The sequence below is a fragment of the Paenibacillus sp. GCM10027626 genome (assembly GCF_042676285.1).
Taxonomy (GTDB): Bacteria; Bacillota; Bacilli; order Paenibacillales; family Paenibacillaceae; genus Paenibacillus_Z.
Genome location: NZ_JBHTHC010000004.1, coordinates 276,774 through 290,794, shown reverse-complemented (window position 1 = coordinate 290,794; position 14,021 = coordinate 276,774). Strand labels below are relative to the sequence as shown.

The window sequence follows — 14,021 nt, the reverse complement described above, 5'->3', positions numbered from 1 at the left end:
AGAGTAATGGAACCTGTTCTGAAGGTGGAAAAGCTTACAGGCGGTTATAGTCCGCGCAGACCGGTGCTGCATGGACTTTCCTTTGAGGTCCGGCCCGGGGAAATGGTCGGTTTGCTTGGATTGAACGGGGCGGGAAAAAGTACGGCGATCAAGCACATTCTCGGTTTATTGCAGCCTCATGCCGGCGAAATTCGTGTCCAGGGAGCTACGCTGGCCAGTGATCCGGGAGCCTATCGCAATGCGATCGCTTATGTCCCGGAAACGCCGCTGCTTTTTGATGAATTAACGGTAGAAGAGCATCTGCGGCTTACTGGCATGGCGTACGATGTGTCCCAGGACTCTTTTGAACATAGCGTCGAAAACTTGCTGGATGAGTTCTATATGACGCCCAAACGGCAAGCGTTTGCCTCTCATTTGTCCAAAGGAATGCGTCAGAAGGTTATGATTATGAACGCCTTGCTTGCCGGACCCCAGCTCTATATTATTGACGAGCCCTTTCTTGGGCTTGATCCGCTGGGGATTCGTTCTTTGCTGGATAAGCTGGTAGAGGTAAAGCGGGAAGGCGCGGCGATCTTTATGAGTTCGCATATTTTATCAACAGTTGAATCTTATTGTGACCGCTTTGTAGTGCTGCATCATGGCCACATTATTGCACAGGGTCGTCTGCCGGAGATTCGGCAAGCAGCCGGTATGGCTGCCGATGAAGGAACGCTGGAAGAAGCTTTCTACCGGTTGACGACAGACGGGGGATCGCATGGAAAAATCAGTTGAAGCGATTTGGCGTGATCGAGCCAAAGCCTTCTGGCTGCAGTGCTTTCCTTATTTGCGCGATATGGTGATGAGCGGGGTGCCGCTGGTCACAGCGATCCTGTTTATTGTCGGGGTTATTTTATATACGACCTTCATTCACAATATTCCGTCCGGCTTCCCTTATGCGCTTGCAGGTACGCTGGTCATGCTGCCGTTTGTATGCCGCAGTCCCTTGCGCACTTGGCTGGAGGAAGCCGACGTCGTTTTCCTGATGCCGCGGGAAGGTGAAATGGCGCGCTATTTCAAAAAATCGTTTATTTACAATCTCGTGCCGGGAACAATTGGGGCAGGGGCTGTCTTTTTGGTCTACTCTCTTGTATATGTCAAAGGCCCCGGACAACTGCCTTGGCCATTCATGCTGGCAGCGGTAATTGTGCTCAAATGGCTCAATGCCGCAGGGGGCTGGCGGGAACGAAAAATTGTCTGGACATCGACGCGCAATTGGATGAGGCTTATTCGCTGGATCGTGACTGCGGTCGTTTTGGGATCGCTGATGAAGCTCGCGCCTTGGCAGGCTGTTATTATCACTGCAGCCGCGGCAGTTCTTATGTCGCTCATCTATAGCCGGCTGGCGAGCTACCAGTTGCCATGGCTATACTTGATCCAAGAGGAAGCGCGGACCAAGCGAAGATTCAACGTGTTTTTTAGCGCATTTAGCGATGTGCCGACGGTTTCGGCACAAGTAACAGCCAGACCGTACCTCACCTGGATTATGCGGCGGCTTAAGTTTCGCCATGAGCATGCATTTGTATATTTGTATGGCCATACGCTCATTCGAACGGAACTGGGCGGGATGCTGATCCGAATGATCTTTTTAGGCTTATTCTCCATTTGGCTGGCGGCGGAAGCGGGGCTATGGTCCGGCTGGGGAGCGGCTGCTGTATATCTCTTCTTTGTGTGGCTCACCGGCTTGCAAATCGCTTCATTGACTCAGGCGCACCGCTACTCGGTTTGGCGGCATGTCTATCCATTGCCGGAGCAATCAAGGCTGGCCGCAGTGCTGCGCATCGACAGGTTTGCCATTCTGGTAAGCGCGGCGATTTTATGGCTGCCGCAGCTCTTCTATGTGGCGGCCCAAGCGAATAAAGCGGCTGTATTCATCTCGGCTGCTCTGGCGATCGTGTACATTGTTTTTCGCCGGCCAGCGGTCATTAAGCGGAAATTTGCGATTGACTATGAAGATGAATAAGATTGAACCAAATGCAGATCGGACTGCGATTCGTCGCTTCCTTTCTGCATTTTTAAATTGGCGGCGGAAACTTATCGGACATCTTGAGATCGTTTACATTCCCGTAGTAAGCTAAGAAAGTATCATATTTCAGGGGGAGCAAAGGTGACGACTTATGGATATACAGCTTGCAGGCCGGACAAGGGGCTTGTATCGTCTTCGCACAAAACTGGCGATTTCCTTTTTTTGTGTGATTTTCGTGACACTGTCAGGTGTCGGATTAACTTACTATGAACGGATGTCGACAGAATTGCAAACGAATACATATACAGGGCTAGAACGGTTAGTGAGCCAAACAGCAAGCCAAATTGAAATGCAGATGGAGCAAATTCAGCGTGAAGCCTGGGGGTTTTTTAGCGATACCGATTTTCAAATTGTGACTGACAATTTAGGATTAAGCGAGTTTTTTCCCAAAGCGATTTATTATCGCAATAAGATGCATGCAGCACTGCGCAATAATCAGCAGCTGGCGCTTATTTCTGTTCATAATTTAAGCGGCAATTCGATGATTAGCGGTCTGAAGTCGAATTTGCTGGAAGGGGAGCGCCTCATTTGGGAGCAGGAGACGGAGGAGACGATCCGCTTAGCTACCGCGATGCAAGGGAATGGCGCATGGCGTGTCGCGCGTTCGCTGTCGGACAAGGATGAGCAAAGTATGAGCACGCTTAGTTATGTTCAAGCGATAAAAAAAATAAATACTTACGAGCAAACGCAGGTCGGAACATTGCGGATTGATCTGCAGGCCGACTGGCTGCTCGGGCAGCTGCAAAGCGTGCAGTTAAAAGATAGCGGAGATGCAATGCTCGTCGATCAGCAAGGGACGATTATTTTTGCGCAAGATGAACAGCAAATCGGGCGTTCCATTGCCGATACTGCATTATTTTCGAATTATTTGTCCGCCCGCAAGCTTGGGGGACGCCACTATGATACGCAAATCGCCGGGGAATCCTATTTAGCCGTGTATGCGCCATTCAAGTCCAAAGACTGGATTCTGTTTGGCAGTGTGCCGTTAACCGAGGTGCTGGAAGGCGCCAATAAAGCCAAGAGGGAAGCTTTTACAATCGGTATTATTATTTTATTGATCGCGATGACGGTCGCCTTGCTTATTTCATCCGGCGTTACCCGTCCGCTGCAGAGGCTGCGCAACAGCATGAAGCAGGTAGAGATGGGCAATTTCGATGTTGAAGTACCGCTCTTGTCCTATGATGAAATTGGCGCCTTAGGGAATAGCTTCAACCGTATGACTCGGGAAATACGCGGTCTGATCAGTAAAGTCTATGAATCGGAGCTGCTTAAAAAGGATGCGGAAATTATGGCCTTGCAATCGCAGATTAATCCGCATTTTCTCTATAATGCACTAAGTACGATCGACAGCATTGCCGCTGTATATAAAGATCCGCGAGTAAGTACAGTTAGCCAAGGTCTTGCCAGTATGTTCCGTTATAGCATTAGCGGCGGACAAGCGGCGACGATTACGGAGGAAGTCGTACAACTTCACATGTATTTATCGATCCAAAAGGTACGTTATGGTGAGCGCTTGCAGTATAAGATTGAGCTTGATCCTGAGCTAAAAGTAGTAGCAATCCCCAGGCTGCTGCTGCAGCCGATTGTGGAAAATGCCTTTGTCCATGGTATAGAGCGCAAAAGAGGCGAGCGAAGTGTGCAAGTTCAAATCCGCAAAGCGGCTATCGGCAGCCATAGGATCGAAATTTTGGTGTCGGACAATGGCCATGGGATGACCGGTGAAGAAGTGGAGGCGCTGCGCGGCACACTCGCTGAACAAAGCATGGGCGCTGTTTATTTGAACAGGCAGGAGCATGGGCAAGAGCGGGCATCAATCGGACTCAGCAATGTGGCAAGGCGGATTCGTCTCTTTTATGGCGAAGACTGCGGGATCACGATTTCAAGTCAATCAGGTGAAGGGACAACTGTATGTCTGCTAATAAAAGACCAAATGGAAGGAGCAGGTGACATATGAACACTGTACTGATCGTCGATGATGAACCGATTATTCGGGAAGGGATAAAAAATAAAATCGAGTGGGAAGCGCTCGGTCTGAAATTGTCCGCTGAAGCTGAGGATGGCATAGATGCACTTGCTTGTTTGGAACAGGAGCTGCCAACAATCATGTTGACAGACATTCGGATGCCGGAACTGGACGGCTTGCAATTAGTACAGGAAGCAAAGCGCAAGTGGCCGGATTTAATCTGTGTCATCGTGAGCGGCTATCATGATTTCGAATATGCCCGTCAGGCCATAAAATACGGGGTGCAGGATTATGTGCTCAAGCCTGTCAATGACAAGGAGTTGAACCGGCTGCTTGGCGAGCTGCTTGAGCGTCATAAGGAGCAAGCGGACGAGAAGAACGACTTGCAATTGACCCGCTTGATCGGACAGACAGGCAGCCGGCCGGATGGGGAGCGGCTGCCAGGCTTGCCGATTGAAGAAGGATACGCTGTTGTATTTGAAGTGGCCGGTGAAATTGGCCAGCCGCAATGGAAAAGGCTGCGCCAGCTGATTGAAAAGCAATTGCTGGGAGCAAAGCTGACGGGTCATGTGTTCAGGCATGCCTATCATCCGCAAGAAATGGTCGTTCTTGTATCGTCATGTTCTGCTTCAGCAGCCGGTATGTCTGCCAGCTATAATGGACGCAAGCTGTGGGTAAGCCGGACGATGGAGGAAATCCGCCTGGCCTTGCAGGCAGAGGTGACGGCAGGGATGGGGATGCCGGTTAAGGCAGACAATATGGCCGAATCATACAAAGCAGCTCTGCTTGCGGTTAAGAGCAAAATTGTTCATGGCAGCGGGCGCATATTCGAAATAGAGTCTGGCCAATATTCGCCGCTGCTTTCTCCGCTCAATTCAGAAGAAGAGCGATATTTAAGCAGTGTGCTGGAGCATGGTCAGCGAGCGCAATTGCGGGAAATGCTGGTTCAACGCTTTAGCAAGCTTGCGGCGAATCCGGAATGCGGCCTGCTCCAGCTTGAAAAAGCATATGCGGAGATCGAGTACTTCTTCCAAAAATGCTGCTCCGGCTATACGCACACTTTTTTAGCGCGCGGTCCGGCAATCGAGACATTCAACAGCTGGCATGATGCTGTCGAGGATTTGCTGGCTCAGGGAGATATCATCATGAAAGCCGGGCGCGAGCGGCAGCAGCGCAGCGGCGAAGAAATTGTCAGCGAGGTAAAGCAATTCATCGACCAGCATTATTATGAAAATATTTCTTTGAACTGGGTCGCTGACCGCTACTATATTCATGCGAAATATTTTTCGAAGCTGTTTAAGGAAAAGTACGGGGAAAACTTTAGCGACTATATAACCAAAGTACGGCTTGAGCATGCGGCAGAACGGATGGCTGATGGTTCACTATCGATCCAGCAGGTCGCCGCGCTTGTCGGATATGAAGATGCCGCTTATTTTTCCAGTGTATTTCGAAAGTATTATGGCATGACGCCTACACAATTCAGAGAGAGCTTGCGCGCCTGAGCTTTCTCTTCCCCTGGCAGCAACGATGGAATTATTCATAGCGGAATGTTACCATTTTCTATTCCGGGCCGAAGGGGTCTCGGATAAAATGAAAGCGTGTTCAAATATGGGTTGCCACAATCAAGGAGGAACGGCAAGTGAAGAACGTGAGGAAGCAATGGGTCTTGTCAACGGTCGCCGCTTTAATGCTGCTTACGGCATGCAGCAGCGGCAGCGGCGACAGCGGCGACAGCGGTAACGCCGGGCAGAAGCCCGCCAATGGACAAAACAAGGGAGGGACAGAAGTAACCGCAGATAAGCCTGAACCGGAAAAAAAGGTAGAGATTACAGTCTGGGATAAGCCGGACCCGAATAATCAGGTTAAAGCGGTGTATGACGAGCTGTTTGCTGAATTTGAGCAGAAGTATCCGCATATTAAAGTGAATCATGAGCAGGCTCCGAAGGGGGAAAGCGACCGTCAAGTGTTTGTAACGGCTATGGCCGGCGGGCAAGGGCCGGACGCTTATCACCTGGCGCATTTTCCGGTTATTGGCGACTGGATCAATCAAGGGCTGGCGCTTGATCTGACATCGTATTGGAACGAATACGCCGATAAGGATAAATTTATCCCTTCATCGATGGCGACAGCGACGGTAGATGGCAAAATCTACGGCGTACCAAACAATATGTATGTGATGGGACTGATGTACAGGAAAGATCTGTTCCAGGAAGCGGGGCTTGATCCGGCGAAGCCTCCGGTCAATTGGCAGGAGTTTGCGAGCTATGCGCAAAAATTAAGCAAGCCGGACAAACAGCAATACGGGTATGCGCTTCTTGGCATGGAGTGGGCGGACTGGTTTTTTGAATATTATGTCTGGCAGGCAGGCGGCGACTTGACGACCCGTAACGAAGACGGGACCGTGACATTGAATTTCACGAAAGAGCCGACCGTTGCTGCATTGCAGTATTATAAAGATTTGAAATGGAAATATGAGGCGGTGCAGACGAATGTACTGCAAGGTATTAACGACAACAAAAAAGATTTTGCCCAAGGGCGCGCAGCGATGATATTAGGCGCTTCCGATTGGTTCGGCGGCATGTTTGCCAGCGGAGCGGATCCGGAGCAGATGGGATTTGCGCCGTTCCCGGCGGGACCCGCGGGAGTAGCGCCTTCGCAGACAGGCGGCCAATACTGGATCATTAATCCGAAAATATCAAAGGAAAAGCAGGACGCAGCCTGGACTTACATTCAATTCCGTTCTTCCAAGGAAGCGATGGAGCGGCTGCTCCAAAAACAAGCCGAGAATGGGACTGTTCCTAATATGCTCGCTGTACGCAGCGATGTTGATCCGCGTAAATTTACAGAGGACGTGCCGGCAGATATTGTGAACGGCGTCATTCAGGCGGCCGAGAATACGCAATTGGAGTATTTCCTAAAGGAGCGTCTGACGCCATATGTGGTTAAAGCCGTGCAGAAGGTACTGACAGATGCCAATGCGGATCCTAAAACGGCGCTGGCGGAAGCAGAAGCGCTTGCGCAGCGCGAGGTCGTTGATCCATACAATAAAGATGCAAAAAAGTGAGAGAGGCGTTAAATAGATGAAAACTGCGGCCGTAATTCGCAGGGAAAGGCCGGTAATGACGCGGCGCCGGGTTTCATGGGTAGGCATAGCTTTCCTATCCCCGGCGATCGCCGCCTTTTTACTGTTCAAATATATACCGCTGGCCCAAGCGGTCTATATGAGTTTTTTCGATTATCGGGTAATGGATCCCCCCGGGACATTCGTCGGTGTAAAAAACTATGCGCTGCTATTGCAGTCCTCTTATTTTTGGACAGCGCTGTACAATACGTTTATGTTTTATTTGCTCTATTTGCTGCTGACGTTTTGGATACCTATTTTACAGGCGCTGCTGCTTAATGAAATTCGGATAGGCAATACAATCTATCGTTTCTTTTATTTAGTTCCCGCAGCGACGCCGTCGATTGCCACTTATATATTGTGGAAGTGGATCTACCATCCGGACTACGGGCTGTTAAACAGCTGGCTCGGCAAACTCGGCCTTGGCCCTTACGGCTGGCTGAATGACCCCAATATGGCCAAGATTGCGATTATTTTGCCATCTGTGCTGGGAGGCGGTATTGCTCTATTAATCTACTATTCCGCGCTGCAGGGGGTATCCCGTGAAATCGTGGAAGCGGCCAAAATCGATGGCGCCAGCCCATGGCAGCGCATGCGCTATATCGCTCTGCCGGGACTGCGCTTTGTCATTGGCATCCAGTTTATAAGCTTTACGGCCAGCATTTTTCTTGCCTTCGATCAAATCTATGTGATGACAGGGGGCGGGCCGGTTAATAGTACGACTGTGCTGTCGATGCTCGTCTTCGATAGCGCATTCCGGGAATACCGATTTGGAACGGCTGGAGCAATCTCGATGATCATGTTCGTCATTATAGCCGCCATAACGTATTTGCAGCTTAGATTTTCGCGCGGCAATGAGTAGACGAAGCATGGAAAGGAGAGAAACAATGAAAGCCAGACCCTATCGTGAAAAAGGGCAAAGAAGCTTGACGTATACAGCTTATGCTGTGACGATTGCCTTTATTGTATTGTCGCTTGTGCCGCTCTTCTGGATGATCAGTTCCTCCATGAAAGACAATATGTCGATCTATATTTTCCCGCCCAAATGGCTGCCCAAGCAGCCTCAGACGATTGTATTGCAGCTGCAGTACCCGGAGGAGGGCGCAGACGGAAGTATGGAGGAATATGAGCTGGATGCGATGAAAGCAACCTGGTTCACATGGAAAAAGCTGCAAAATGAACCGATCGGCGAAATGAAAATTATCGGCATCCGCGGTGATCGGCAAATTTATGAAGCGAACACGCCGGCTTATTTGTTCAATACAGGACGTGCGGAGATCGTTCCTACACCCTTGTTCAAGGAATCGCTGATCCAAAGCAAGCTTCCGATTATTAAGGAGAAGCAATATTCGGCATTCGAGTGGTACGGCGCGGTCGGACCGCGCTGGACGGGAGAACGGGAGCAGGCAGCCGCAGGCACCGTAGCGGCGGAGGCCGCCAAATTTCTTGGCTCGGTTCATTTTTTGGCCGGCGAGGTTGTCTCGGTAACCCAGCAAGGGAATTGGCTGCGTGTACTGGACAATTATTTGGTGCTATGGAAGCTTGGAAGCGGTAGTGAAATCGGATTTCAGCATTATTTGGGAAACAGCTTTATCGTGACGGCGGCTTCGATCTTGCTGCAGCTCATTGTCGGCGGGTTTGCAGGCTATGCGCTATCCCATCTTGTAAGCAAGCGGACGTCGCGCTGGCTGACTTTATTTTTTGTAGCGACATTAATGGTACCGGAAATTGCGATTCTCGTCCCGCTTTATTTGACGATGGAAAAATTGAATTTGGTCAATACGCTGTGGGGAATTATTTTACCGCATAGCGCCTGGGGGATCGTCATCTTTTTGTTTAAAGGCTTCTTCGATCAGCTGCCCGGAGAGCTGCTGCAGGCGGCGCGGATTGACGGCGCTCGCGAGCTGAACATTTTTGCCCGCATTGTGACGCCGATGTCCTATCCGATTTTGACCGTTGTCGCTGTAATGACATTTATCGCGGTATGGAATGAGTTTATGTGGCCGCTCGTTATTGCCCGTAAGCAGGAGGTATGGACATTTACAGTAGCGCTCAACGACTTTCAGAACCGTCCGGAATTCGATACAAATGTGCTGATGGCCAGCCTGGTCATATCCACATTGCCGCTGCTGATCGTGTTTAGCGCTTGCCAGCGGCTGATCGAGAAGGGGGTGTCGTGGACTGGCGTAAAGGGCTAGCGGGTGAGACAAATTACCGGTTTGAGTATGATTACAAAGGAGTGACGCGATGAAAAGGGGAAAGAGCGTTTGGAAGGGAGCGGCAGTGCGTCTGCTTATTTGCTGCCTCGTATTGGCCATGTGCGATGCCGGTTCGCTGCCGGGCATTAGCGTTTCCCAAGCTGTTGGCGGCCCGGCGGGCCCGGCAAATGAAGGGGCTGTGGTGCTCAACGGTTTTGAAGAACCGGGAGTATGGGCGACCTCCAATTCGCCGGCAGGCGAACTTACTGTTACACAGATTACCTATCCGCGAACAGAGGGTCAATATGCGTCGCAAGCGACTTACCGGATGAATGCTGGTGTAAGGAGCTGGGTCAACTATACCTGGAACACCGGTGGACAGCTGGATCTTTCCAGTATGGGAAAAATGCTGATTGACGTATATCCTATAACGCAAACCAATGGCCCGCGCGAACCGCTCTCGCTTAAAATCGCCGATGCGGCGGGCATCGTATATGAGCGTCAATTGCCAAAAATGAAAGCCGGCGAGTGGAACACAGTTGAACTTGATCTTACGGAACTGCCGACGGCGAAAAACAAAATTACGATGATTAACTTCTATTCCTTCGGCGGCTTTGACTTTGAAGGAAGAGCAGAGGTTACGTATATTTTTGACCATATCCGGGTTCAACCGCTGCAAAATATGACCAAGCCAGTACAGGCCGCTCCGGGCGCCGGCACAGTAGTTAGCGGCACGGCGGTTCAATTGTCATCTCCTACTGCGGGAGCGACGCTCTATTATACGCTGGATGGTACGGATCCGCGCAGCTCCGCCACTAGAATCATTTATTCACAGCCAATTTCATTGGAGCGGGAGTCAACCATTAAAGCTTATGCCGCGAAGGCGGGGCTTTTTGACAGCTTCGTATCGACATTCCACTATGACGTTATAACGGGAATTGTCGGTGAGTCTTTACTTGATCTGGATTCATATATTAGCAAGATGGGGGGCGGCAAGCTGCTGCCGCTGCTGGCAGCCGATCATATTTCGATCGACGGCGATCTGGACGACTGGGCAGGTCAGGCCGGAATTGAACTGCCGGCAGACGCAAAACGGCAGGTGCAGATGAGCGATTGGAAAGGAGAAAGCGATCTTTCCGGAAAAATCAAGTATGCTTACGATGAAGACTATTTTTATATGGCCGCTAAAGTAACGGATAATACGCATAAAGCGTTTGCCGGGGATATGATGTGGAAAGGCGACAGCTTGCAGCTTGCCTTTAGTGCGGACGGAATTGCTTACGGTCCGGAATACGGCCTGGCGCTTGTGGGTGGCGAGCCGCAGACAGCACAATGGAGTGCTGGTACAGGAACTTTGGGCCGGGAAGCCATTGAGCTGCAGGCGGTCCGCTACGGCAATGAAACGATATATGAAGCAAGGCTGCCATGGGAGGCGATCTTTGCTGGAGGAATGCCGCCGCAGTTCTATTTTTCTATGCTGATTAATGATAATGATGGCGGCGAGCGAAAGGGCTATATTGAATGGACAGGCGGCATCGGCCGCTTCAAAGACCCGACCCAATTCGCGTTGTTAAAGCCTGTCGGGCCCGATGAGAAATGGGATATGTGGATTATTGCCGGCGTCGAGCCGAACGATTATACGGTTTCGATTCCCAATTACAGCGATGAGCCGTTAACCGTCGATCTAGCGGTTCCGCTGCTGCAAATCCAAGGCACAATAACAGTGCCGCCGAAAACCGTGCTGCGCAAACAGCTTACAGTGGGCCAGCTCTCGCCAGGTAAACATATGCTGGAAGCGGTCGCTGCCGAGCAGGGCTCCGGCATTCAGCTTAGCCGAACGGAGACGATCAACGTCCTTGCCGATGCGGCAGCATTGAAGGTCAGATTTGACGCGATTGCCGCCAGGCTGCCTCAATTGGAGCAGCTGTTGAAGGATGCCGAGACGAGCGATTTGGCAACGGACTATGAGAATGTAAACTACACCGTAATCAAAAATTTTCTCACTTACGGTCGACAAGACATCGCGCAAGGCTATTTGGAGCGGGCACAGTATGTGGCGGAGGAGCTGGAGAAGCTGCATGCCGAAGCTGAAAGCAGGCTGCAAGCTTATCTGAACGGCACGGCCAGCCCCTGGGAGCTTCCCCGTTATGTAACAGGGGAGTCCATCGAAATTAACGATTATTCATTCCTTGCGGATACGATTGCGCCGGGAGAAGCGGTTGCCAAGAAACGTCCGGTATTTTTCACCGGTTACGGTCATTTCGGGCAAGTGCGAGCGGATATCCCGCAGTTTAAAGGATACGGGACGAATACAATCCAGATGGAAATCGGGTTGTCGAGTGTAATTAAAGAGCCGGGCAGCTTGCGGGGTTGGTCAATCAATAAAGCAGGCGCGGTCAACGCATCGGCAGTTATTGACCATTCGGTGTACAAATCGGGAAATGGTTCAATCCGCATTACGAATGCCAGCCCGCAGGCGCCGCAAGTTTATTTGAACGTCATGCAAAATGTTGCAGTCAAGCCAAACACGACGTATGTGATCAAAGCATGGGTCAAGGGAGAGCAAGTGAGCAATGTATGGTTCCCCGGCGGAGCCAACTGGGCAGTACGGAAGAAGTTTCCAGAAGGGAGCTATGATTGGACAGAGCAGCAAATGTCGTATACGACCGGAGAGAACGAAACGAGATTCCCTTTTCTGATCGTATCGGAAGGCATTAGCGGCAAGGTGTGGGTGGACGATGTTAGCATGACTGAAGAAGGCAGTAGTGAAAATTTGCTGGAAAACTCGGGCTTTGAGCAAGTTTATGCAAGTGAGCCGGGCAAAGAATATGCCATTTCCACCGAGACGATTGAAAAAGATATTTTAAAGGAATTGCAAAAAGCAGCCAACAATAATATCGCGGTAAACCTGCTCATTTCTCCGCATTACTTCCCGGAGTGGGCTTTTGCGAAATGGCCGGAAGCAAGGTTTGCAGATAACTCGCAATTTATTAAATACAATATCGATCATCCGCAGGCTAGGGAAATGCTGGAGCAATATTTGCGGACGCTCATTCCGCTCGTCAAGGATGCGCCTGCGCTGCACAGCATTACGATCAGCAATGAACCGGTTTATGAAACGAACAAGCAGACTGTGTATTTGCTGGCATGGCAGCAATACTTGTCTTCGCTCTATGACGACATCGGGAAGCTGAACCAGGTTTACGGTACAGCTTACAGCGCATTTGCCGATGTGCCCATGCCAAGCGGCATTCAAGCTACTCCGCATTTTTATGATTGGGTGCTGTTTAACAATACTGTATTCGGGGATTGGCATAAATGGATGGCTGATATTATTAAGGAACAGGCGCCGGACATCCCGCTGCACAGTAAAACGATGAATGGAGGGTTTTTGCGCGGTGCGCTTGTGTGGGGAGTCGACCCGGAGCGATTCACCGAGTTCAGCCAAATTAACGGCGATGACAATGTCAGCTACCTGGATATGGGCATGCCGGGTCTATTAAATGAATTGCGGTTCTACGATCTGCAATCTTCATTGAAAAAGGCGCCTATCTTTAACTCCGAGGATCATCTGATCGCCGACCGGGACAATCGCTATGTACCGGAACAGGTTACCCATGTGCGCTCCGTTCTTTGGCAAGGGGCTGTCCATGGAAGAAGCGCATCGACGATCTGGGTGTGGGAAAGAAGCTATGATACGAAGAGCTATTTTTATGGGAGCATTTTGCATCGTCCCGATGTAACCGCAGCGGTAGGCCGTACGAGTCTGGATTTGAACCGGCTGGCGGAGGAAGTAACGGCGCTTCAGCAGGCAAAGGCCAATACGGCGATTCTGTATTCGCTGCCTTCGATGGTTTATGCGGCGGACTATCCCGATGTGGTAAGCAAAGCCTATGAAGCAGCCAGCCTGAGCGGGCAAAAAGTCGGTTTTGTAACGGAGAAGCAAGCTGCAGAAGGACAATTACTGAAATACAAGGTAATTATTCTTGCTGGAGTGACGCATGTGAAAGCAGAAACAGCGCAGGCGCTTAAGGCGTTTGTCGAGGCAGGCGGTTCCTTGTTCGTTATCGGAGAGGGAGAGCAAACGCTTAAATATAGCGAGCATAATCAGATGCTATCGGCAGCCGTCAGAGATGCTGTTTTGCAGCATCCGGGGACGACAACGATTTCCAAGTCATTATCCACAGCGCAAATTCGGGCTGCGCTGCTGCAGCTGTTGGATCAGCGGCAGTTAAATAAGGTGATGCTGATTGATGCAGAGTCCGGCCAGCCGGTACAGGGGGTTGAGTGGCGAAGTGCCGAACACAAGGGCAAGCTGCTCATCAATATCGGTAATTACAACGGTGACCCGAAACGGGTTTATATGAAGTATAAAGGCAATACGATTTCAAGATGGACTGATTTGCTTAACGATGAAGTCTCCAATACAAGTCTTATTGAGCTTGCTTCCATGCAGCCTCGTCTGATCAGCATTAAGCAATAAGTATAAACAACAGCAGTCCCGGAAGACCTCGGCTTGAGGACACTTTCGGGATTGCTGTTTTAGGTTTCTTTACATACGGCATAAGAACTTATGAAAATATTAAGAAATCCCCTCCCTTTTCCCCTCGCTATTTTTATGAAATTGTTAAGAATTCGGCTTTATTGTTGGGATAGATACAATTTTAGGAGGGTAAT

Annotated in this window: 8 protein-coding genes; all 8 read left to right on the top strand. The window is 50.4% G+C overall.

Features of this window, described 5'->3' with window-relative positions; all coding sequences use genetic code 11:
* Positions 1-6: 6 nt before the first annotated feature.
* The 8 genes from ACFQ0N_RS11045 (at position 7) to ACFQ0N_RS11010 (ending at position 13,827) form a co-directional block, all read left to right on the top strand.
* Positions 7-771: an ABC transporter ATP-binding protein gene (locus tag ACFQ0N_RS11045; RefSeq protein WP_379326029.1), complete on the top strand. Its 765-nt coding sequence runs from the start codon at positions 7-9 to the stop codon at positions 769-771.
* Complete coding sequence (locus ACFQ0N_RS11040) at positions 755-1,999, top strand: ABC transporter permease (protein ID WP_379325833.1); 1,245 nt, start codon at positions 755-757, stop codon at positions 1,997-1,999. Before ACFQ0N_RS11045 ends, ACFQ0N_RS11040 begins: the two co-directional genes overlap by 17 nt.
* 154 nt (positions 2,000-2,153) lie before the next feature.
* Complete coding sequence (locus ACFQ0N_RS11035; RefSeq protein WP_379325831.1) at positions 2,154-4,016, top strand: cache domain-containing sensor histidine kinase; 1,863 nt, start codon at positions 2,154-2,156, stop codon at positions 4,014-4,016.
* Positions 4,013-5,527 (top strand): response regulator transcription factor, encoded by a 1,515-nt coding sequence (locus ACFQ0N_RS11030; RefSeq protein ID WP_379325829.1) that lies wholly within the window; start codon positions 4,013-4,015, stop codon positions 5,525-5,527. The genes ACFQ0N_RS11035 and ACFQ0N_RS11030 overlap by 4 nt, the downstream gene beginning before the upstream one ends.
* Before the next feature lie 137 nt (positions 5,528-5,664).
* A complete protein-coding gene (locus tag ACFQ0N_RS11025) occupies positions 5,665-7,089 on the top strand; it encodes an extracellular solute-binding protein (protein WP_379325827.1) in 1,425 nt (474 codons plus the stop codon).
* Between the two features lie 16 nt (positions 7,090-7,105).
* On the top strand, positions 7,106-8,008 hold the full coding sequence (locus ACFQ0N_RS11020; protein WP_379325825.1) for a carbohydrate ABC transporter permease: 903 nt from the start codon (positions 7,106-7,108) through the stop codon (positions 8,006-8,008).
* A 25-nt stretch (positions 8,009-8,033) separates the two neighbouring features.
* A complete protein-coding gene (locus ACFQ0N_RS11015; RefSeq protein WP_379325823.1) occupies positions 8,034-9,344 on the top strand; it encodes a carbohydrate ABC transporter permease in 1,311 nt (436 codons plus the stop codon).
* Positions 9,345-9,393: 49 nt separating this feature from the next.
* Positions 9,394-13,827, top strand: coding sequence for a chitobiase/beta-hexosaminidase C-terminal domain-containing protein (locus tag ACFQ0N_RS11010; protein ID WP_379325821.1), 4,434 nt, complete (start codon positions 9,394-9,396; stop codon positions 13,825-13,827).
* The last annotated feature ends 194 nt before the right edge of the window (positions 13,828-14,021 follow it).